At 69.3% G+C, this 20,836-nt stretch carries 17 protein-coding genes; 4 read left to right on the forward strand and 13 right to left on the reverse strand.

Annotated elements, in window-relative coordinates:
- Positions 1–117: 117 nt before the first annotated feature.
- Positions 118–540 (forward strand): nuclear transport factor 2 family protein, encoded by a 423-nt coding sequence (locus ABZV38_RS20625; protein WP_356328938.1) that lies wholly within the window; start codon positions 118–120, stop codon positions 538–540.
- 206 nt (positions 541–746) lie between these two features.
- On the opposite strand, the gene ABZV38_RS20630 is transcribed toward ABZV38_RS20625, so the two are convergent.
- The 5 genes from ABZV38_RS20630 to ABZV38_RS20650 form a co-directional block, all read right to left on the reverse strand.
- On the reverse strand, positions 747–1,085 hold the full coding sequence (locus tag ABZV38_RS20630) for a DUF6479 family protein (RefSeq protein WP_356328940.1): 339 nt from the start codon (positions 1,083–1,085) through the stop codon (positions 747–749).
- A 373-nt stretch (positions 1,086–1,458) separates the two neighbouring features.
- Positions 1,459–1,641 carry a hypothetical protein gene (locus ABZV38_RS20635; protein WP_356328941.1) on the reverse strand — a complete coding sequence of 61 codons (183 nt, stop codon included), beginning with the start codon at positions 1,639–1,641 and terminating at the stop codon, positions 1,459–1,461.
- Between the two features lie 214 nt (positions 1,642–1,855).
- On the reverse strand, positions 1,856–3,301 hold the full coding sequence (locus tag ABZV38_RS20640; protein WP_356328942.1) for an aldehyde dehydrogenase family protein: 1,446 nt from the start codon (positions 3,299–3,301) through the stop codon (positions 1,856–1,858).
- A gap of 195 nt (positions 3,302–3,496) precedes the next feature.
- Complete coding sequence (locus ABZV38_RS20645) at positions 3,497–5,068, reverse strand: PucR family transcriptional regulator (RefSeq protein WP_356328944.1); 1,572 nt, start codon at positions 5,066–5,068, stop codon at positions 3,497–3,499.
- A 174-nt stretch (positions 5,069–5,242) separates the two neighbouring features.
- Complete coding sequence (locus ABZV38_RS20650; RefSeq protein ID WP_356328946.1) at positions 5,243–7,681, reverse strand: ATP/GTP-binding protein; 2,439 nt, start codon at positions 7,679–7,681, stop codon at positions 5,243–5,245.
- A 257-nt stretch (positions 7,682–7,938) separates the two neighbouring features.
- Here ABZV38_RS20650 and gabT point away from each other — a divergent pair, with 257 nt between their 5' ends.
- Entirely contained in the window at positions 7,939–9,279 is a 1,341-nt protein-coding gene (gene gabT / locus ABZV38_RS20655) for a 4-aminobutyrate--2-oxoglutarate transaminase (protein ID WP_356328948.1), read from the forward strand.
- Positions 9,280–9,402: 123 nt separating this feature from the next.
- Positions 9,403–10,227, forward strand: coding sequence for a phosphatase PAP2 family protein (locus ABZV38_RS20660; RefSeq protein WP_356328950.1), 825 nt, complete (start codon positions 9,403–9,405; stop codon positions 10,225–10,227).
- Here the strand turns inward: ABZV38_RS20660 and ABZV38_RS20665 are convergent.
- The 8 genes from ABZV38_RS20665 to ABZV38_RS20700 all read right to left on the reverse strand — a co-directional run bounded on the left by ABZV38_RS20665 (position 10,212) and on the right by ABZV38_RS20700 (position 20,007).
- Positions 10,212–12,035, reverse strand: coding sequence for a glycoside hydrolase family 18 protein (locus tag ABZV38_RS20665; protein WP_356328952.1), 1,824 nt, complete (start codon positions 12,033–12,035; stop codon positions 10,212–10,214). The two genes, ABZV38_RS20660 and ABZV38_RS20665, sit on opposite strands and share 16 nt — an antisense overlap.
- A gap of 64 nt (positions 12,036–12,099) precedes the next feature.
- The gene (locus ABZV38_RS20670) at positions 12,100–12,681 is read right to left on the reverse strand and encodes a hypothetical protein (protein ID WP_356328954.1); all 582 of its coding nucleotides are present in this window, start codon (positions 12,679–12,681) and stop codon (positions 12,100–12,102) included.
- Between the two features lie 138 nt (positions 12,682–12,819).
- Positions 12,820–14,235: an FAD-dependent oxidoreductase gene (locus tag ABZV38_RS20675; protein WP_356328955.1), complete on the reverse strand. Its 1,416-nt coding sequence runs from the start codon at positions 14,233–14,235 to the stop codon at positions 12,820–12,822.
- 23 nt (positions 14,236–14,258) lie between these two features.
- Positions 14,259–15,062, reverse strand: coding sequence for an ABC transporter permease (locus tag ABZV38_RS20680; RefSeq protein ID WP_356328957.1), 804 nt, complete (start codon positions 15,060–15,062; stop codon positions 14,259–14,261).
- Entirely contained in the window at positions 15,062–15,994 is a 933-nt protein-coding gene (locus ABZV38_RS20685; protein ID WP_356328959.1) for an ABC transporter permease, read from the reverse strand. The genes ABZV38_RS20680 and ABZV38_RS20685 overlap by 1 nt, the downstream gene beginning before the upstream one ends.
- Positions 15,991–17,142, reverse strand: coding sequence for an ABC transporter ATP-binding protein (locus ABZV38_RS20690; RefSeq protein ID WP_356328960.1), 1,152 nt, complete (start codon positions 17,140–17,142; stop codon positions 15,991–15,993). The genes ABZV38_RS20685 and ABZV38_RS20690 overlap by 4 nt, the downstream gene beginning before the upstream one ends.
- A gap of 58 nt (positions 17,143–17,200) precedes the next feature.
- Entirely contained in the window at positions 17,201–18,451 is a 1,251-nt protein-coding gene (locus tag ABZV38_RS20695) for a spermidine/putrescine ABC transporter substrate-binding protein (protein WP_356328961.1), read from the reverse strand.
- 41 nt (positions 18,452–18,492) lie between these two features.
- Complete coding sequence (locus ABZV38_RS20700) at positions 18,493–20,007, reverse strand: gamma-aminobutyraldehyde dehydrogenase (RefSeq protein WP_356328963.1); 1,515 nt, start codon at positions 20,005–20,007, stop codon at positions 18,493–18,495.
- A gap of 206 nt (positions 20,008–20,213) precedes the next feature.
- Here ABZV38_RS20700 and ABZV38_RS20705 point away from each other — a divergent pair, with 206 nt between their 5' ends.
- A complete protein-coding gene (locus ABZV38_RS20705) occupies positions 20,214–20,762 on the forward strand; it encodes an NADAR family protein (protein ID WP_356328965.1) in 549 nt (182 codons plus the stop codon).
- Positions 20,763–20,836: the final 74 nt, after the last annotated feature.

Genomic DNA, 20,836 nt, shown 5'->3' on the forward strand with positions numbered 1-20,836 from the left:
GCCGAAGCCCACCGCCGCTGGAACAACATCACCGCCGCCACAACCGCCTGACCAGCAACGATGCCCTACCGATCAAGAACTACAGCTGCCGTGTCAGAGCTCTGGAGAGTGGGTCCCATGGCACGCAGGAATTCCGTGGAGATCGTCGAAGCGTTCTGGGGGGAGGTCTGGAACGGCCACAACCCCGACAAGATCGACGACTTCGTCGTCGAGGACTTCGTCATCACCAACCCCGGCGGATCCATCGAAGGCCGGGAGAAATTCAAGGCGTGGGTCGCCGCTTTCCTGGACAAGGTCCACGACCTGAGGCTCGAAGTCGTCGAGTCCTTTCAGAACGAGGACGGGAGCCGGGTGGCGTCACGGTGGATCGTGCGCGGGAGGAACAATGGGCTTCTGGGCACCGAGCCCGACGGGCAGCCGATCTCCTTCAGCGGTACGGCCGTCTGGGCGGTGCGCGAGGACGGCAAGCTGCAGCACAACTGGGTGGAACGTGCCACCTGGGAGCTGTACCAGCAGCTGACGAGCACCTCAGGGCGGTGAGACGGATCAGTCCGCCTTGTGGTCACTGCCACACGGAGCCTCGCTGTCATGGAACGCACCCACTACGAGGTCAGGCAGCTCAGAGAGATCGCTGCGCCGCTCGTCACCTCCCTAACAGCCGGTGCCGTGACCTCCTAGGGCGTGTATCGAAAGTAGATCTTGACCGCGCGATGATCTCGGCAAGTGCCGCTGATGTCGCCGACCCGTCAGCCGCCGGGTCCTCCACTGCCAAAAGCCCCACCGTTGTCATCCTTGCGTATGTCCCTTGTCGAAGAGGGCCGGTTGAGCTCATATGGGCTGAGACCTTCCCCGAAATCATCTGCAGCCCTCACGTTTTCGCCGCGAAAAGGCCGCCGGCTTCGGGAGGAACGCTCGGCCCGTGGTCCCTGCTGTCGTTCCCGAGAACGACGGCGCGCGTCCCACCAGACGAGGCCAAGCAGAACAGCGACTACGACCACTGCTATACCGAGGGGGAAAATCCAGCGCACAGCCGAAGCGGCCACTGTGATGTCACTGATGGGCACCTGGCTCACAAGGTGGGTCATCTGGCCCACGTCCTTCCGGAGGGGATTCCACCGCTCACAAAGCGAGGCAGAGGCTTCCGCTCATTGGAGAGAGAGCCCGCGATGGCCGGAGCCGTGGGAAACTCCAATCCCGCCGCCCTTGGCGGGATCAAGCTCGCGGGGCCCGCCTGAACTGGACGTCCGGCAGGGCTCAAGCTCCCTGACAAGTCTACGGCGGGGAGCGTACGGGGGTCGCTAGAGCAAGCGGTACAGGACGCCGGTCACGATGACGACGATCATCAGCGTGCCGATGATCCACTGCTCGCGGTGCGGTTCTCGACGGACTCAACGGCCCAGCGGTCGAAGCGGTAGCGCAGCTGGTCGGCGGCTGTGGGGTCGATGTACCCCTTGCCCTTCACCCAGCCGAAAGGCCAGCATGACCGGCCTCTTCGACGGCCCCCTCGAAGACCTGGACCGACTCCTCGTCATCGAAGCGTTCGGTCTGCCAGTCGCCAGAGGCCGGGCCACCGTCTCTCCACTTGACCTGGTAGCTGGTTACGTGCCCGGCCTTGTTCCTACGCGGAGTCAGGGACGCCATGTGCGCAGAGTAGCGACATGCGTTCCCACGGTGTTCCCGCCACCCCATGAGAACCAGCCAAGATCCGACCATCGTCGCAGGTCAGGGTGCAGATACGCCGGAACGGCCGGAGCCCCCGCACAGTGGGCTCCGGCCGCTCGTCTGCCGCCTGCTGTCGTGCTGTCCAGGCGGATTGCAGGCAGCTGTGGTGGATCGGTTCGATCCTGCTTGCGGACTACAGGGCGAGGCCGGTGAGGACCAGTACGCGCTCGTAGGTGTAGTCGTCCATCGCGTAGCGAACACCTTCGCGGCCGACGCCGGACTGCTTGACTCCGCCGTACGGCATCTGGTCAGCGCGGTAGGAGGGGACGTCACCGATGATGACGCCGCCGACCTCAAGGGCACGGTGGGCGCGGAACGCGGTCTGCAGGTCGTGCGTGAACACGCCTGCCTGCAGGCCGTACTTGGACGAGTTCACGGAGGCGAAGGCCTCGGCTTCGCCAGTCACCTTCTGGACGGTGAGCACCGGCCCGAATACCTCCTCGGAGGCGAGGGTCACGCCGTCCGGGAGCTCCGTGAGCACGGTCGGTGCGTAGGTCGCACCATCCCGCTTGCCGCCGGCGAGCAGCTGGGCGCCGGCCTGCACGGCCTCGTCGACCCAGGACTCGACGCGCTTGGCGGCGTCCTCGTTGACCAGCGGGCCGACATCGGTCGCGGCGTCGGAGGGGTCGCCGGTGACCTGGGCCTCGACGGCCGCGACGATCTTCGGGACGAGCCGGTCGTAGACCGCGGCGTCCGCGATGACGCGCTGCACCGAGATGCAGGACTGGCCGCCCTGGTAGTTGGAGAAGGTCGCGATGCGGGTCGCGGCCCAGTCCAGGTCCTCGTCGGAGGCGTAGTCGCCGAGGACGACCGCCGCGCCGTTGCCGCCGAGCTCCAGGGTGCAGTGCTTGCGCGGCACCGACTCCATGATCGAGTAGCCGACCGCTGCGGACCCGGTGAAGGAGATCACGGGGAGCCGCTCGTCCTGCACGAGGGCGGGCATGCGGTCGTTGGGCACCGTGAGCACGGACCACGAACCGGCCGGAAGGTCCGTCTCGGCCAGCAGCTCACCGAGGATCAGCGACGAGATCGGGGTGGCCGGGGCGGGCTTCAGGATGATCGGGGCGCCGACGGCGATGGCCGGGGCCACCTTGTGGGCGCTCAGGTTCAGCGGGAAGTTGAAGGGCGCGATACCGAGGACCGTGCCGCGCGGGAAGCGTCGGGTCAGCCCGAGGCGACCGGTGCCACCGGCGTCGGTGTCGAGGCGCTGGGCGTCGCCGCTGTTGAAGCGGCGGGCTTCCTCGGAGGCGAACCGGAACACGGAGACGGCACGGCCGACCTCGCCGCGCGCCCACTTGATGGGCTTGCCGTTCTCGGCGGAGATCAGCTGGGCAATCTCCTCTGTGCGCTCCACGAGACGCCGTACGACGTGGTCGAGCGCGGCGGCGCGGACATGGGCGGGAGTCGCGGCGAACTCCTCGCGCACGGCGTGCGCGGCGGCGACGGCTTCCTCGATCTGCGCGTCGGTCGGCACGCTGACCGTGCCGACGAGACGACCGTCCCAGGGGTTGGTGACGTCGAAGCTGTCCTCGCCGGTGGCCTGGCGGCCGGCGAGCCAGAAGGCGTGGGTGGAAGTCATGGAGGTTCCGGCCCTTCGGAGTCGTGGGGTTTCCTGCCCCCCACCGTAGGGCCGTGCAACCGGCCTGGCGTTTGTCCGGCGTGGAGCGGAAGGCGGCAGGCATGCGCCGGTTTGTCGGATGACCCGGCCCACCCGGAAGGTTCACCGCGACCGTCCGGCAAGGTGTACGCGCCAAAGGGCCGGACGGGCCTCATCTCACGGCGTCGTAGGGGAGCTCGTGACCTTCAGTGCCAGCCACAGCTCCATCCGCACATCCGGGTCATCCAGGGAGCGGCCCAGGATCTCCTCCACCCGCCGCATCCGGTACCGCAGGGTGTGGCGGTGCACACCCAGGTCGGCCGCGGCCGCGTCCCACTGGCCGTGGTGGCTGAGCCAGGCCCGCAGCGAGGCGACCAGATCACCGCGGCCCTTCGCGTCGTGTTCGCGCAGGGCGCGGAGCATGCCGTCCGCGAAGGCCCGGACCGCGTCGTCCGCGAGCAGCGGCAGGACCGAGCCCGCCGCCAGCTCCTCGTGCTCGACCATGGCCCTGCCCCTGCGGCGGGCGACCGAGAGTGCCTGTTCGGCCTGCTTGTACGCGGCGGAGACAGCGGCCGGACCCGCCGGTGCGGACAGCCCGACGACCACCTCGGCACCCTCCGGCGCCGCCTGGTCATGTGGAGTTCGCTCCTCCTGGGCCTCCGCGTATGCCGTGCAGGCTGCGACGGCCGCACCGCCGTCCGCGGCGAGGACGACGAGCCGTTCTCCTTCCGGGACCATCAGCAGGGCCTCGCCGGACCGGGCAGCCGCCGACTCCATCGCCTCGCCGAGCAGTGCCGGTGTCGCCGGATCGGACGCCTCCGCGATCAGCAGACGGAACGGGGCGTCGAGCAGCCCTCCGTACAGGTCTCCGGCAACGGCCCGCGCATGGTCCGGCTGGCCGGCGAGGAGCATCCGCAGTACCGCAGCGCCCAGCCGCTGTTCGGCGCCCTGGAGGGCGCCGGAGCGGGCGGTGGTGAGGGTCAGCAGGGCGACAGCAGAGTGCACGGCGTACCGCTCGGCGGTGCCGAGGGCTGACCCGGTGCCCACGGCCAGGGCGCCGCGGGCGCGGCGGCCGGTACCCAGGGTCTGCAGCTCGACCCGGTCGTCGGTGTCGCCGACGACGATGCTCGCCGGGGCGGGGCGTTCTCGCAGGCGTTCCACATCGGGGGTGAGCCGGGTGGCTCTGCGGGCGGCCCAGTCGGGGGCGGCGGCCACGACGGCGCCGGAGGTGTCGTACAGCGCGGCCCAGCCGTCGACCTGGGCGGCGAGCCGGCTGAGAAGTTCGCCGGGGCTGTCCCCGGCGAGTGCTGCCTTGGTGAGATCGCGCTGGGCCTCGAAGCCCGCTGTCACGGCCCGGTACTGGTCGGCGGCGATCGCCGAGGAGACGGCCTTGGCGATGGCGAGGAAGGCGGTGCGGCGCGGGACTTCGAGGAGTGGCAGTCCCGCCTCCTCGGCGGCGTCGATCAGCGGCTGCGGCACTTCGTCGTAGTTGACGCCCACGGCGAAGCCGAGCCCGACGACCCCGGCGGCGGCCAGTCGGCGCACGTATCGACGCATCGCTTCGGGGTTCTCGGCATCGAGATTGCTGGCGGTGACGAGGAGGAGCTCTCCGCCCTCCATGTACGGGACGGGGTCGGCCAGCTCACTGGCATGCGCCCAGCGCACGGGCGCGTCGAGGCGGTCCGCCCCCGCACGCACCGTGAGTTTGAGCGCCGAGTGCTGGACGAGCGAGGCGAGAGTGGGGGGCATGGGGACCGCGGGACCTTCGGGAGTCGATTTCGCCGTCCCGTACGAACGGCTGCTCCCGATTCTGCCAGGGCGGCAGGGTCAGCCGTAACCACTCTCAGTGACCCGGCACCGCCGCGGCCGACCGGATCCGCTGCGGTGGACCCGGCCCGCGCGTCGTGGCCGCCCGTCCCCCGTTCAGCCGTTCAGGTTCACCAACAGGGGCGGTGCGTGCTCCCCTCGTACGGTCGTCAGGGACAGCACCGCGTGTCCGGCAGGGACGCGATGGGCCAGTTCGGAGGCCGACCAGCGTTCACGCTCGACCTGGCGTACGGTCACGGCGTCCGTGGTCACAGCCTTGCCGGTGACCAGCTTGCGGAAGGCGTGGATGGCCCGGGTCATCGGCTGGTCGGCGAAGACCGTGCGCTGGGTGACGTCCCGGGTCTCGACCCATTCCGTACCCCATGCCTCGGCGAACCGCTTCCCGTCCCAGGTGGTGATCCCGGAGAACGCCATCCGGCAGCCGACCGCACCGAGGAGCGCCGTGTGCAGGCTCTCCGGGACGTCGTCGAGGGTGCGCAGCGTGAGCACGGCCCCGGCGTGCGCGGAGCGCAGCCGCTGGATGCCCCGGACGGTGTCGGGGGTCAGCGTGCGGGTCGCGTCGTCGAGGACCAGGCAGGCGAAGAGGGAGCGGTCGGCGCGGGCAGCGGCGCTCGCGGTGAACTGGGCGAGGACCAGACGGGCCAGCATCCGCGACGCCTCGGCGTGGCCGCGTTCGGGCAGATCGATGCGGACCCGGAGCGGGTGCTCCAGGGCCCGCAGGGAGAAGGGGCGGGCCTTGCCCGTGGTGTCGAAGAAATCGGCGAATGCGGGCCGGTCGAGCAGCGCGACCCGGTCGGCGAGCGCGGGTCCCGGGTCTCCGGGAGCACCGGACTGGCGGGCGCGGGCGTCCAGTTCGCGGTGCATGCTCTGCCCGCCCGCCGCGTCGACAGCCTCGCGCAGCGCCTCGAGCGCGGCCGGGACACCGTCCAGCAGCTCCCGGAGCTCGGGGACGGCGGGGAAGCGGCCGTGGGCGGCGCGGTAGGGGCCGAGGAGCTGCGCGAGGGCGGTGGCGGCTCGCCTGTTGTCGACTTCGGGGAGGTCTCCGACGAGCCCTTCGGCCAGGACGGCCGCAGCCTCGTCGGGGTCGGTGGTGCCACCGTAGAGGTCGAGATCGTGGACGGAGGCCGGGTCGCCGACCTTGACCACGACGTCGAACCCCTCGTCGCCTCCGAGCTGGGTGCCGGTGGCGCATACCGCGACGACGGCGGTCCGCCCGGCGAGCGCCTGAAGGGCGAGGGATTCGACGACGGGCCGGATCAGCGCGCGGCTCTTGCCCGCCCCAGGCGGTCCGACGGCGAGCAGGGAGGTGCCGAGCAGCCCGGGGTCGAGGGCGATTCCGCTGCCGCGGCGCGCATAGGGGTTGCGCTCGTTGTCGTCGACCGTGCCGAGCCTGACCTGGTCGACGAGCAGGTCGTGCCGGGCGGCGCGGACCGGGAGATCGCGCGCGCCGGAGGGGTGGGTGCAGGCGGCGGCGCCGTTGCGCAGCACCGTGTCGGTGAAGGCGGGCAGCCGGGCGCTGTCGGCACGTACGGAGGTCCAGGCACGTCGGATACGGGCGTAGTCGACGTCGTTCATCCGGCCCGACCGGACTTCCTGAGCGAGTTTCGCGGCCGCCTGGTCCTGTCCGGCGGCGCGCAGGTCGGGCCACTCGGCCGGATCGTTCGCACCGCCCTCGGCGCCGCCCGCCGCCTGAGTGCCGTGCCCTGCCTCACGGGCCGTACCCCGGTCTACGCTTCCACGCGCGCCCCCAGGAGTGCCGCCATGTGCCGTCGGGGGCTGCGGCGGGCGGGCGCCGCCGGTGTTCCTGCGGCGCAGCCGGGACCATCGGCCCAGCTTCGCGAACGGCCACACGATCACCAGGGTGATCAGGGCGTACAGCGTGTACGTGACCACAGTGGTCAGGGTGCGATCGGTGCCCATCCACGGGCCGGCCACAAAGCTGAAGGTGAGCTCCATGCCCGGCACGGTCCCCGTCCACACGAGGATCCAGACCAGCAGCGCACCGGCAGCCGCACCGACCGCACGGGCGGTGGGCCCTCGGCCGGCGACCGAGCGTTCGAAAGCGGCGGGCCAGTTACCCAACCGGCCGAACCCGTAGACGATGGCTCCGATGATCAGCAGACGGTAGATTTCGAGCGCCCGTACCGCCCCATGCGTCAGCGGCTGATCGTCGAACGGTCCCCACCAGTCATGGGGCGTGAACAGCTTCAGCGGGACCCGCCAGTACGGGATGTATCCGTTGTGCCAGAGCGACCAGACGAGGATGCAGGCAAGGAGCGAGATCACCGCTCCGCTCAGCAGCGTGCGGTCGGGCGTGCGCTCCTCCTCCTCGGCGGGCCGGGCGGTGTGCCCGGACCGCCAGACGCCCGGTTCCGCGAGGGGCCTGGGGAGACGCAGCCAGTCTCCGAGGGAGGGGCCGGTGGCCGGCGCGTGGCCCGGCATGGGCGGCAGTACGGGCGGTGGCGGGCCGGCCGGGCGCGGGACCGAATGGCCGGAGCGGGTGCCGCGTGAGTCGTACGTACCCTCGGTGTCCATGTGCTGTCCCTCGTCCCCTGACCAGCGCCGACCGGTAACTACGGGCGCAGGCGCCCCGATCCCCTCAATCTAGTGCCCCGTAGCACCCCGTCAGACGCTGTCGGGCGGGATGTCTCGCCACCGGTCGCCGGGCCGTCGCTATGTCCGTGACGGACAACCGCGTCGGGCCACTTCTCCCGAACGGAACATGCCGGACCCCGGGCCTCGCCCCTAGCCTGCAGACAGAGAAGCGTCCGAAACACCCCCAGGAGCCCCTCATGACCGCAATTCCGCAGGAGCGCCGCGTCGTCACTGCCATTCCCGGCCCGAAGTCGGTGGAGCTGCAGGCCCGCCGTGTCGCGACGGTCGCCGCAGGTGTGGGCTCCACCCTGCCGGTGTTCACCGCCCGTGCAGGCGGCGGCATCATCGAGGACGTGGACGGCAACCGTCTCATCGACTTCGGATCCGGTATCGCTGTGACGTCGGTCGGCGCCTCCGCCGAGGCCGTCGTACGCCGTGCCTCCGCGCAGCTCGCCGACTTCACCCACACCTGTTTCATGGTCACGCCGTACGAGGGGTACGTCGAGGTCTGTGAGCAGCTCGCCGAGCTGACGCCGGGCGACCACGCCAAGAAGTCCGCGCTGTTCAACTCGGGTGCCGAGGCCGTCGAGAACGCCGTGAAGATCGCCCGTGCCTACACCAAGCGCACCGCGGTCGTCGTCTTCGACCACGGCTACCACGGCCGGACGAACCTGACGATGGCGCTGACCGCCAAGAACATGCCGTACAAGCAGGGCTTCGGTCCGTTCGCGCCCGAGGTCTACCGGGTCCCGGTGGCGTACGGCTACCGCTGGCCGACCGGTGCGGAGAACGCCGGTGCCGAGGCTTCCGCCCAGGCCATCGACCAGATCACGAAGCAGATCGGCGCCGACAACGTCGCCGCGATCATCATCGAGCCGGTACTCGGCGAGGGTGGCTTCATCGAGCCGGCGAAGGGCTTCCTCCCGGCGATCGCGCAGTTCGCCAAGGACAACGGCATCGTCTTCGTCGCGGACGAGATCCAGTCCGGCTTCTGCCGTACCGGCCAGTGGTTCGCCTGTGAGGACGAGGGCATCGTCCCCGACCTGATCACCACCGCCAAGGGCATTGCGGGCGGTCTGCCGCTCTCCGCCGTGACGGGCCGCGCCGAGATCATGGACGCCGCGCACGCGGGCGGCCTCGGCGGTACGTACGGCGGAAACCCGGTGGCCTGCGCGGGTGCGCTCGGCGCCATCGAGACGATGCGCGAGCTGGACCTGAACGGGAAGGCGAAGCGCATCGAGGAGGTCATGAAGGGCCGCCTCGCCGAGATGCAGGCGAAGCTGCCGAACGGCGATGTCATCGGTGACATCCGTGGCCGCGGCGCGATGATCGCGATCGAGCTGGTGAAGCCCGGCACGAAGGACCCGAACCCGGAGGCCGCCGCGACGCTCGCGAAGGCGTGCCACGCGGAGGGCGTGCTCGTCCTCACCTGTGGGACGTACGGCAACGTGCTGCGCTTCCTGCCGCCGCTGGTGATCGGCGAGGACCTGCTGGACGAGGGCCTCGACGTCATCGAGCAGGCTTTCGCCCAGATCTGATCCGATCCTGGCGCCGATCCTGACAGGACTCACGTGAGGACCTGTGAAGAACGTGTGGGGGGCCCATGGCGGGATCCGGTTCCCGCTGTCGGTCCCCCATCGGCTGCCGTACGGTTCCTGCAGATGAGAGAAACACCCCGCTCGCAGGGGACTGCGGGTGATACCGGGTCGGGGCATCCCCAGCACCGTCCTGGTCGTGCCATCGCGCACACCACTGGAGCCTCCGGCTCCGGAACTCCTCACCGATCGGATGGCCGCTCGCCCCAAACCCCCCGGGGCGCGCGGCAAACCGATCACGGCGGCCGCCCCGGAACCACCCCCCCTGTTCCGGGGCGGCCGGCTCCTCTCCTCTTCCTGGTGTCGTCGCTTTTCGCGGTCTTCGCGCTCCTCACCTGGCAGGTCGCGGCCGACGGCCCATTGCGCAGGCTGGACGAGCGGATCGGCCGGAGCATCGTCGGCCACGGCCCCGGCCGCCTCACCGAATTCCTCGCCGATCTCGGCAACATGCAGGTCGCGCTCCCGGTCCTGGGCTGCGCGATCGTCTACGCCCTGGTGCGGGGCGCACGCCGTATGCCGCTGTACGCCGTTCTCGCCATGGCCGCGGTGCCCGCGCTGATCGTCCCGCTCAAGGACTGGATCGCCCGGACGGGACCACTGGCCGAGGAGACCGGCTACTACCCGTCGGGGCACGCGGCGACGGCCACAGTGGCCTACGGAGCGGCGGCGCTGCTGATCGCGTCCCGCACAACGCGTGCGGGACGGTCGAAGCGGTCATGGATGATGCCCGTCGCCGCTGTCCTGCTGACAGTGGCGACGGGCATCGGTCTGGTGCTGCGCGGCTATCACTGGCCGCTGGATGTGCTCGGCAGCTGGTGCCTCGGCGGGCTGCTGCTTGTGGCGCTCAGCTGGTCGAGCGGTCGGTCACGGCGACGTCAGCCGCCGAAGTAGGCGTCGAAGTGCTTCGAGAACTCACCATTGTTGAAGCGGTCCCAGTTGATCGACCACGTCATCAGTCCGCGCAGTCCGGGCCAGGTCCCGTGCGTGGCGTACGAACCGCAGTCGGTCTTCTTCGTCAGGCAGTTCAGCGCCTTGGTGACCTCAGCGGGTGAGGTGTAACCGTTGCCCGCCTGGGTGGAGGCAGGAAGTCCGATGGAGACCTGGTCAGGACGGAGCGCGGGGAAGACCTTGGTGGCGTCACCGGCCACCGGGAAGCCGGTGAGCAGCATGTCGGTCATGGCGATGTGGAAGTCGGCGCCGCCCATCGAGTGGTACTGGTTGTCCAGACCCATGATGGAGCCCGAGTTGTAGTCCTGGACGTGCAGCAGGGTGAGGTCGTCACGCAGGGCGTGGATGACCGGGAGGTAGGCGCCGGCGCGCGGGTCCTGGCCGCCCCAGGGGCCCGAACCGTAGTACTGGTAGCCGAGCTGCACGAAGAACGTCTCGGGAGCCATGGTCAGCACGAACTTGTCGCCGTACTTGGCCTTGAGGGTCTTCACCGCGGAGATCAGGTTGACGATGACCGGGGTGGTCGGGCTACGGAAGTCGGTGTCGCCGGTGTTCAGCGAGAGGGAGTGGCCCTCGAAGTCGATGTCGAGACCGTCCAGACCGTAGTCGTCGATGATCTTGCTGACGGAGGAGACGAAGGTGTCACGGGCGGCGGTGGTGGAGAGCTGCACCTGACCGTTCTGGCCGCCGATGGAGATCAGCACCTTCTTGCCCGCGGCCTGCTTGGCCTTGATCGCCGCCTTGAACTCGGCCACGGACTCGACGTTCGGGCACTCGGTGACCGGGCAGAGCGAGAACCGGATGTCGCCCGAGGTGACGGAGGTCGGCTCGCCGAAGGCCAGGTCGATGACGTCCCAGGAGTCGGGGACGTCCGCCATCCGCGTGTAGCCGGAGCCGTTGGCGAAGCTGGAGTGCAGATACCCGACGAGCGCGTGGGTGGGGAGGCCCGAGCCGCCGCCTCCGCCGCCCGCCGTGGTGGTGGCGGTGACCGCTGTGGACTTGGCGGACTCACCGGCGGAGTTGGTCGCGGTGACCTGGAAGCTGTACGCGGTCGAGGCGGCCAGGCCCGCCACGGTGGCGGAGGTCCCGGTGACGGAGAGGACCTTCGTACCGCCCCGGTAGACGTTGTAGCCGGTGGCTCCCGTGGAGCCGGTCCAGGAGAGGGCGACGGAGGAGGAGGTGACCGTGCCTGCCTTCAGCCCGGCGGGGGTGGCGGGAAGCGCGACCGGGTCGCCGCCGGGGCCGACGAGGGTGAGGTCGTCGGCGTAGTACGTGGGGGTGCCGTACCACCCGTGGGTGTAGATCTTCACGGACGTCGTGGCGGCACCGGTTCTGAACGTGGTGGTGAGCTGTGTCCAGCCGGGAGAGGACGGCGTCCAGGTCGACACGTCGGTGGTGCCGGTTCCGGACGCGCCGAGGTAGACGTAGCTGCCCTGCACCCAGGCGCTCAGTGTGTATGTGGAGTCCGGCTTGACCGTCACGGTCTGGGAGCACTCGGCGTTGTCGCTGCCGGCCGGCGTCGCCTTGAGTGCCGAAGTACCGCCGTGGGTGGGTGCGCTGACGACGGCTCCGCTGCCGCCTGTGCAGCTCCAGCCGTCCAGGCCGGCCTCGAAGCCTCCGTTGCGCGCCAGATCGACGTCGGCCGCCACGGCGGCCGGCGCGGAGACTGCCAGGCCACCGGCGACGAGCAGGGCCGCCGAGAGGGCGGCCAGAAGTCCGGAAAATCGGGCGGGGGGTCCCGTGCGTTCCACAACGGCCTCCGTGCAGGGGGGAATTGAGCGTGGCGCCACAACATGGTCCAGACCAATCGGGTTGTCAAGGCCTCTGGCACCATCCCGGGTCTGCCGCGCCGGCCGTAAGCCCCACCTCACCGGCCCCCGGGGCCCCCATCAGCCCCTGGCGCCCTACCCGCCTCCTCGCCCTTGGCTCTGCCCCGTCCCCGCCCTTGCCCCTCCGGGCCGTTGCCGCCGCGGCCTCGTGCATCGCCAGCTCCAGCAGAGGCGCGTCGTTGAGCGTCCCCGAACCGTCGGGCGGGATCAGCCAGCGCACCCCGCCGGACGCCCGCCCCGGGTACGGCACGACGATCCAGGTGCCGAGTCCCGCTCCCCGTACCCCCGTTCCGATCCAGCGGGCGACCGTGCCCGGCGGCACGAAGAAGCCCATGCGGGCGTCGCCGAAGTCGGAGAGGACCGGCCCCGGCCGGTCGATGAGACGGGTGAGCACATCGAACGTCGGATAGCCGAGCTCCCGCGGAAGAATCAGTACGTCCCAGCGCCTGCCTGCGGGAAGGAGCGCAATCCCCTGGGGATTGCGCTCCCATTCCCACCGGCACGCAGCCGGATCCGGTGCCACCGAGGCAAGCCATTCGACTGCCGCCTTTACCTCCGAGCCAGTCATGGCCGGCCTCCCTTTCCGTGTGCACCGACAGTGCGTACACACGGCGAGAGGGGGTTCGGCCCGGATCATTACGCGAGTTGGGGGCACCAGTCGGAAGTGAACCGGGTCACACCGTGACCGGTCCGGCCCGGCCCGGGGTCAGCTGTCGAAGCCGAGCCCCAGCCGGTCCATCGTCCGCAGCCACAGATTGCGCCGCCCGCCATGGCTGTCCGCCCTGGCCAGGGACCGCTTCGTGAGTTCGATCCCGGCCCATGCGAACGGCTCCGGCGGGAACGGCATCGGCTTGGTGCGCACCATCTCCAGACCGGTCCGCTCGGTCCGTTCACCGGAGAGCAGATCGAGCATCACATCGGCGCCGAACCGGGTGGCTCCGACGCCCAGTCCGGTGAATCCGGCGGCGTAGGCGACCCGCCCCTGGTGGGCCGTACCGAAAAAGGCGGAGAAGCGGGAACAGGTGTCGATCGCACCGCCCCAGGCGTGACTGAAACGTACCCCTGCCAGCTGCGGGAAGCAGTCGAAGAACTGGCCGGCGAGCTTGAGGAACGTCTCCGGCCGCTGGTCGAGATCAGCGCTCAGCCGGCCGCCGTACGGATAGATCGCGTCATAGCCGCCCCACAGGATGCGGTTGTCCTCGGACAGCCGGAAGTAGTGGAACTGATTGGCGCTGTCGCCCAGTCCCTGCCGGTTCTTCCAGCCGATGGAGGCGAGCTGGTCGGCGGTGAGCGGCTCGGTCATCAGCGCGTAGTCGTGGACCGGGACGGTGTACGGACGCACCCGCTTGACCAGCGACGGGAAGATGTTCGTGCCGAGTGCGACCCGGCGGGCGAGGACCTTCCCGTACGGCGTGCGGACCGCCATCCCGGTGGCGGTTCTGGCCAGTTCGAGGCCCCGGGTGTGCTCGTACACCCGCACCCCCAGTTCGAGGCAGGCCCGCTTGAGGCCCCAGGCCAGCTTGGCGGGGTGCAGCATGGCGACTCCGCGCCGGTCCCAGAGTCCGCCGAGGAAGGTCGGTGAGTCGACTTCCGCACGCAGTGCGTCCCGGTCGAGGAATTCCACTCCGGTGAAGCCGAGCTTCTCGGCTTCCTGGTGCCATGCCCGCAGCTCTTCCAGCTGATGCGGTTCGGTGGCGACATCGATCTCGCCGGTGCGCTCGAATGCGCAGTCGATGGAATAGCGGGCGACGGCCGCCTCGATGGCGTCGAGGTTCTGCTCGCCCAGCTCTTCCAGCTTCTTGATCTCGTCCGGCCAGCGGTCCAGGCCGTTGGGGAGGCCGTGGGTGAGCGAGGCGGCGCAGAATCCGCCGTTGCGGCCCGAGGCGGCCCAGCCCACCTCGTGCCCCTCGATCAGTACGACGTCCCGTTCCGGATCGCGTTCCTTGGCGATCAGTGCGGTCCACAGTCCGCTGTATCCGCCGCCGATGACGAGCAGATCGCAGTGCTCGTCGCCGGTGAGCGCGGGAAGCGCGTCGGGCCTGCCGGGGTCGTCCAGCCAGAACGAGACCGGTCGTGCGTCGGAGAGCGATTGTGCAGCAGTACGCATGGCGGCTGGGGCCATGGTTTCCAACTCCTTCAGGACTTTCAGGGACGTGCGCTGTTTTTTCGCCGGTTCGTGACGAGCTGGCCGGCGACAACCACCAGAACGGCAATGATGAACATCGCCGTGCCGATGACGTTGATCTGCACGGGTGTGCCGCGCTGTGCCGAACCCCAGACGTACATGGGGAAGGTCACGGTCGAGCCCGCGTTGAAATTGGTGATGATGAAATCGTCGAAGGAGAGCGCGAAGGCGAGCAGCGCTCCCGCGGCGATTCCGGGGGCGGCGATCGGCAGGGTCACCCGGACGAAGGTCTGCACGGGTCCCGCGTACAGATCGCGGGCCGCCTCCTCCAGCCGCGGGTCCATCGACATCACGCGCGCCTTGACCGCCGTCACGACGAAGCTCAGACAGAACATGATGTGCGCGATGAGGATCGTCCAGAAACCCAGCTGAGCGCCCATGTTGAGGAAGAGCGTGAGCAGTGAGGCGGCCATGACGACCTCGGGCATCGCCATCGGGAGAAAGATCAGCGAGTTGATCGCGCCGCGCGCCCGGAAGCGGTAGCGGACCAGTGCGAAGGCGATCATCGTGCCGAGCGCGGTCGCGCCGATCGTCGCCCAGGTGGCGATCTGGAGGGAGAGCGAGAGCGAGCCGCACATGTCGGCGACGCCGCAGGGATCCGTCCAGGCGTCCAGCGAGAAGCGCTGCCAGGCGTAGTTGAAGCGCCCGTTCGGCTTGTTGAAGGAGAACACCATCACGACGATGTTCGGAAGGATCATGTAGGCGAGGGTCAGCAGACCCGCGATGACGATCAGATGGCGGCGGAGCCAGCGCAGTACGGGCATCAGACCAGGTCCTCCGTCCCGGAGCGGCGAATGTAGACGGTCACCATCAGCAGGACGACCGCCATGAGGATGAAGGAGAGCGCGGCTGCCATCGGGTAGTCGAGGACGCGCAGGAACTGGGTCTGGATGACGCTGCCGACCATCTTGGTGTCGGTGGAGCCCAGCAGCTCGGCGTTGACGTAGTCACCGCTGGCCGGGATGAAGGTCAGCAGCGTGCCCGAGACGACACCCGGCATGGAGAGCGGGAACGTCACCTTGCGGAAGGTGGTGGCGGGGGTGGCGTACAGATCGCCGGCCGCCTCGTGCAGCCTGCCGTCGATCCGCTCCAGCGAGGTGTAGAGCGGCAGGATCATGAACGGCAGGAAGTTGTACGTCAGACCGCAGACCACGGCCATCGGCGTGGCCAGCACCCGGTTGTTCTCGGTCCAGCCGAGCCAGCTGGTGACGTCCAGGACGTGCAGGGCGCTCAGTACGTCGACGACCGCGCCGCCGTCCGCGAGGATCGTCTTCCAGGCGAGCGTACGGATCAGGAAGCTGGTGAAGAACGGCGCGATGACCAGCACCAGCACCACATTGCGCCAGCGGCCCGCCTTGAACGCGATCAGATACGCGAGCGGGTAGCCGAGCAGCAGGCAGAGGATCGTCGCGGTGCCCGCGTACAGCAGGGACCGGATGAACTGCGGGTAGTACTCGGACAGCGCGTCCCAGTAGGTCTGGAAGTGCCAGGTGACCTCGAACCCCTTCTCCAGGGATCCCGTCTGTACGGAGGTCGATGCCTGGTAGACCATCGGCAGGGCGAAGAAGACGACCAGCCAGAGGATGCCGGGGAGCAGCAGCCAGTACGGGACGAGCCGCTTGCGGGTGGAGGCCTTGCGTACGGGGAGCTCGGCTGGGCCCTTGGACGGCGCGGGCGGCGCTTCGGTGACGGTCATGTCGCGTCCTCCACCGTCTCCACACCGGCGTCGATGTCCTGAGCCGCGTCGAGGCCGAAGGTGTGCTCCGGGTTCCAGTGCAGGACGACCTCGGTGCCGCGGGCGAGTCCCGCGCGGTGCCCGACGTTCTGCTCGTACACCTGAAGTGCCTTGCCGGCCGGGCTCTCCACCACGTACTGCGTCGAGACGCCGATGAAACTGGAGTCGACGATCCAGCCGGTTACCCGGTTACGTCCGGCGGCTATGGTGTCCGCTTCGTCGGCGGGGGCGAGGGAGATCTTCTCCGGGCGGATGCCGACCAGGATCTTGCCGCCGCGGGCGGTGGGGGCCGAGCATCGCCCGGCCGGCAGTCGCAGCGTGCTGCCGCCCGCGCCGACGAGGATGTCCGCGCCGGACTCGGCGATCTCGCCCTCGATGAGGTTGGAGGTGCCGAGGAAGTTGGCGACAAAAGTCGTCTGCGGGTTCTCGTACAGATCGGCAGGGGCGCCGAGCTGTTCGACGCGGCCCGCGTTCATCACCGCGACGGTGTCGGCCATGGTCATGGCCTCCTCCTGGTCGTGGGTGACATGGATGAACGTGATGCCGACCTCGGTCTGGATGCGCTTGAGCTCCAGCTGCATCTGGCGGCGCAGCTTGAGGTCGAGGGCGCCGAGCGGCTCGTCGAGCAGGAGCACCTGCGGGTGGTTGATCAGGGCGCGGGCGACGGCGACGCGCTGCTGCTGGCCGCCGGAGAGCTGGTGCGGTTTCCGCCTCGCGAAGTCGCCGAGCTGAACGAGCTCCAGCATGTCGTCGACCTGCTTCTTCACCGACTTGATGCCGCGCCGGCGCAGACCGAAGGCGACGTTCTCGGTGATGTCGAGGTGCGGGAAGAGCGCATAGCTCTGAAAAACGGTGTTGACGGGCCGCTTGTACGGGGGCAGGTCGGTGATGTCCCGGCCGCCGAGCGAGATGGTGCCGGTGGTGGCCTCCTCCAGCCCCGCGATCATCCGCAGGGTGGTGGTCTTGCCGCAGCCGGATGCTCCGAGCAGGGCGAAGAAGGAGCCCTGGGGGACGGTCAGGTCGAGCGGCTGGACGGCGGCGAAGGAACCGTACATCTTGCTGATCCCGGTGAGGCGGACGTCGCCGCGTTCTGTCTGCTGCTGTGTCATGGGTCGCAGTCCCAGTGGTGTCAGGGGGAGATCGGGCGAGGGGGAAAAGGCACGGCGGTCAGGCGCCGATGAGCTTGGCGAACTTCTCCTCGTACGCCGTCTCTTCCTTGCTTGTCAGCGAGCGGAAGGCGTGCGATCGGGCCGCCATCTCCTTGTCGGGGAGGATGAGTGTGTTGGCGGCCATCGCCTTGTCGATCTTGGTGAGTTCCTCGCGGACACCGTCGACCGGACAGACATAGTTGATGTACGCGGCGAGCTGGGCGGCGACCGGCGGCTCGTAGTAGTAGTCCATGAGCTTCTCGGCGTTGGTCTTGTGCCGGGCCTTGGCGGGGACCAGCATGTTGTCGCTCGACGTGATGTAACCGGCGGCCGGGATCGCGTACTTGATGTCCGGGTTTCCGGACTGGAGCTGGATGATGTCGCCGGCCCACGCGATACAGGCGGCGATGTCGCCCTTGTCGAGGTCCGCGGTGTAGTCGTTGCCGGTGAAGCGGCGGATCTGCTTCTTGTCGACGCCCTTCTGGATCCGGCCGATCGCCGCGTCGAAGTCGGCGTCCGTGAATGTCCCGGGGTCCTTGCCCATGTCGAGCAGGGTCATGCCGACGGAGTCACGCATCTCGGAGAGGAATCCGACCCTGCCCTTGAGGGAGGGGTCGTCGAGCAGCTGCGTGATGGAGTCGACCTTGCGCCCGCCGGTCGCCTTGGAGTTGTAGGCGATGACGGTCGGAATGCCCGTCCAGGGGTACGAGTAGGCGCGGCCCGGGTCCCAGTCGGGGGTGCGGAACTGGGTCGCGAGGTTGGCGAAGGCGTGCGGCAGGTTCACCGGGTCGAGCTTCTGGGCCCAGCCGAGCCGGATGATCCGCGCGGCCAGCCAGTCGGTGACGATGATGAGGTCCCGGCCGGTGTCCTGGCCCGCGGCCAGCTGCGGCTTTATCTTGCCGAAGAATTCGACGTTGTCGTTGATGTCCTCGGTGTACTTGACCTTGATCCCGGTGCGTTTCGTGAACGCCTCCAGGGTGGGCCGGTGCTTCTCGTCCTCACTGACGTCCATGTATTCGGTCCAGTTGGAGAAGTTGATCTGCTTCTCCTTGGCCGAATGGTCGTCCGAGGCCGCGGCGGCGTCCCCTTCCCGCTTCGCGGGCGGGATGCCGCATGCGCTCAGCGTCCCCAGTCCGCCGAGCGCGAGCGCGCCCATGCCGGAGGCGCGGATGAGCGAACGCCGGGTGAGGGCGCCCCTGCCACTGGTCAGACTGCGCCGCATCGCGGCCAGCTGCGTCGCAGAGAGGTGCTCGGACTCGTACTGCTCCATGCGCGTTGCCCTTTCGGGTGGGAGTGGCCGTTGCGGCCGGGCTATCGGTCCCCGAAGATCGTGCGGTGCCAGTCCTTGCGGGCGACCGCGGTGTTGTCGTACATCACATGCTTGACCTGCGTGTACTCCTCGAAGGAATACGCCGACATGTCCTTGCCGAAGCCACTGGCCTTGTAGCCGCCGTGCGGCATCTCGCTGATGATCGGAATGTGGTCGTTGACCCAGACGCAGCCCGCCTTGATCTCGCGGGTGGCACGGCTCGCGCGGTACACGTCGCGGCTCCAGGCGGAGGCGGCGAGTCCGTACGGGGTGTCGTTGGCGAGAGCGATGCCCTCGTCGTCGGTGTCGAAGGGCAGCACGACCAGGACCGGGCCGAAGATCTCCGACTGCACGATCTCGCTGTCCTGGGCGGCTCCGGCGACCAGCGTCGGCCGGTAGTACGCACCGTCCTTGAGGTCGCCGCCGGGAGCCTCGCCGCCGGTGACGACGGTGGCGTACGCACGGGCGCGCTCGACGAATCCGGCCACCCGGTCCCGCTGGGCGTGGCTGATCAGCGGGCCGAGGTCGGTCGACGGATCGAAGGGGTCGCCGAGCCGGACGGTCTCCATCAGCTCGGCGACGCCCTGGACGAAGGCGTCGTAGAGCGGGCGCTGGACGTAGGCGCGAGTGGCGGCGGTGCAGTCCTGACCGGTGTTGATGAGCGCTCCGGCGACCGCGCCGTTGACGGCGGCGTCGAGGTCGGCGTCGTCGAAGACCAGGAAGGGGGCCTTGCCGCCGAGTTCGAGGTGGAGGCGCTTGACGGTGGCGGTGGCGATCTCGGCGACCCGCTTGCCGACGGCGGTGGAGCCGGTGAACGAGGTCATCACGACGTCCGGGTGGCCGACGAGGTGCTCGCCCGCGTCCTTGCCCGCCCCGGTGACGATGTTGATCACACCGTCCGGGATGCCCGCCGCGGTGGCCGCCTGCGCGAACATCAATGAGGTCAACGGGGTGATCTCGGCGGGCTTCAGCACGATCGTGTTACCTGCCGCGATCGCCGGAAGGATCTTCCACGCGGCCATCTGGAGCGGGTAGTTCCAGGGGGCGATGGAGCCGACGACACCGATCGCCTCACGGCGTACGTACGAGGTGTGGTCGCCGTCGTACTCGCCCGCGGAGCTGCCCTCCAGATGGCGGGCGGCGCCCGCGAAGAAGGAGGTGTTGTCGATGGTGCCCGGCACGTCGAACTCGGTGGAGAGCTTGACCGGCTTGCCGCACTGGAGCGACTCGGCGTACGCGAAGTCGTCGGCCTGCTCGGCGAGTACGGCGGCGAAGCGGTGCATCGCCTCGGACCGCTCGGCCGGTGTGGCACCGGACCAGCCGGGGAAGGCCTCCCGCGCGGCAGCGACGGCCGCGTCGACATCGGCGGTGCCCGCCAGTTCGTATGTGTAGACGGTCTCGCCCGTCGCCGGGTTCACGACCGCGTGGCTGCGTCCCGACGTGCCGGACCGCAGACGTCCGTCGATGTACTGTGCGCCGTCCGCGAAGCGGTCCTGCACCTGGAAACCGTTGCCCATGACGCTCTCCTCCGCCGCTGTCCCCGTCGACCGGGGCGGCGTAGCTTTTGCTCGAATTAAGTGCCGATCCTGACAGAGGAGACCGAGCCCAACAAGTGATTCCGTTGTTGCCTTTTGGTTACGCGACGGAATCTGTCGACCATGTGTCGCGTCGGTACGGAATTACCCGTACGGAGTGTCAGTGGCGGATGCCACACTCGCATGTCATGGAGCACTTGAACGATCTTGTGGTGCGGACCGGCCGCGGCGAGAAGGTGACGTACCTGCGGTTCTGGGGGCACCGTCCGCTCCCGGACGGGCGGATCGGTGCGAGCTGTCTCAGTCAGTGGTGGCCGTCGCCGTTCACCGTCGACGGCGTGACGTATGCGTCGGCCGAGCACTGGATGATGGCCGGCAAGGCGCGGCTCTTCGGCGACGAGGAGGCGGAGCGCCGCGCCGTGTCCGCGAGCAGCCCCGCTGCGGCGAAGAAAACGGGGCGGCTGGTCCGCGGTTTCGACGGGGCCGTGTGGGAGCGGGAGCGGTTCGCCCTGGTGGTGGCGGGCAGCGTCCACAAGTTCGGCCAGAACGCCGAGCTGCGGGAGTTCCTGGTGAACACCGGGGACCGGGTGCTCGTCGAGGCCAGCCCCGTGGACCGGATCTGGGGCATCGGGCTGGCGGCGGACGATCCGCGTGCCGAGCAGCCGGCGAGCTGGCGCGGGCTGAATCTGCTGGGGTTCGCGCTGATGGAGGCCCGCAAGGAGCTGCGCACCGCATGAAACGGCCCGCGGGGCGATGGGTTTCCCCACCGCCCCGCGGGCCGTGCGTGTGCTGGCGGCTGTCCCGCTTCCGG

It is taken from the genome of Streptomyces sp. NPDC005181 (assembly GCF_040608395.1).
Lineage (GTDB): Bacteria > Actinomycetota > Actinomycetes > Streptomycetales > Streptomycetaceae > Streptomyces.

What these genes read in the sequence shown, in the direction of transcription:
- ABZV38_RS20640 (WP_356328942.1), bottom strand. Translation starts at nt 3,301, where the DNA reads ATGACTTCCACCCACGCCTTCTGGCTCGCCGGCCGCCAGGCCACCGGC.
- ABZV38_RS20695 (WP_356328961.1), bottom strand. Translation starts at nt 18,451, where the DNA reads ATGGAGCAGTACGAGTCCGAGCACCTCTCTGCGACGCAGCTGGCCGCG.
- ABZV38_RS20630 (WP_356328940.1), bottom strand. Translation starts at nt 1,085, where the DNA reads ATGACCCACCTTGTGAGCCAGGTGCCCATCAGTGACATCACAGTGGCC.
- ABZV38_RS20680 (WP_356328957.1), bottom strand. Translation starts at nt 15,062, where the DNA reads ATGCCCGTACTGCGCTGGCTCCGCCGCCATCTGATCGTCATCGCGGGT.
- ABZV38_RS20660 (WP_356328950.1), top strand. Translation starts at nt 9,403, where the DNA reads ATGAGAGAAACACCCCGCTCGCAGGGGACTGCGGGTGATACCGGGTCG.
- ABZV38_RS20675 (WP_356328955.1), bottom strand. Translation starts at nt 14,235, where the DNA reads ATGGCCCCAGCCGCCATGCGTACTGCTGCACAATCGCTCTCCGACGCA.
- gabT (WP_356328948.1), top strand. Translation starts at nt 7,939, where the DNA reads ATGACCGCAATTCCGCAGGAGCGCCGCGTCGTCACTGCCATTCCCGGC.
- ABZV38_RS20635 (WP_356328941.1), bottom strand. Translation starts at nt 1,641, where the DNA reads ATGGCGTCCCTGACTCCGCGTAGGAACAAGGCCGGGCACGTAACCAGC.
- ABZV38_RS20625 (WP_356328938.1), top strand. Translation starts at nt 118, where the DNA reads ATGGCACGCAGGAATTCCGTGGAGATCGTCGAAGCGTTCTGGGGGGAG.
- ABZV38_RS20650 (WP_356328946.1), bottom strand. Translation starts at nt 7,681, where the DNA reads ATGGACACCGAGGGTACGTACGACTCACGCGGCACCCGCTCCGGCCAT.
- ABZV38_RS20690 (WP_356328960.1), bottom strand. Translation starts at nt 17,142, where the DNA reads ATGACACAGCAGCAGACAGAACGCGGCGACGTCCGCCTCACCGGGATC.
- ABZV38_RS20705 (WP_356328965.1), top strand. Translation starts at nt 20,214, where the DNA reads ATGGAGCACTTGAACGATCTTGTGGTGCGGACCGGCCGCGGCGAGAAG.
- ABZV38_RS20685 (WP_356328959.1), bottom strand. Translation starts at nt 15,994, where the DNA reads ATGACCGTCACCGAAGCGCCGCCCGCGCCGTCCAAGGGCCCAGCCGAG.
- ABZV38_RS20700 (WP_356328963.1), bottom strand. Translation starts at nt 20,007, where the DNA reads ATGGGCAACGGTTTCCAGGTGCAGGACCGCTTCGCGGACGGCGCACAG.
- ABZV38_RS20645 (WP_356328944.1), bottom strand. Translation starts at nt 5,068, where the DNA reads ATGCCCCCCACTCTCGCCTCGCTCGTCCAGCACTCGGCGCTCAAACTC.
- ABZV38_RS20670 (WP_356328954.1), bottom strand. Translation starts at nt 12,681, where the DNA reads ATGACTGGCTCGGAGGTAAAGGCGGCAGTCGAATGGCTTGCCTCGGTG.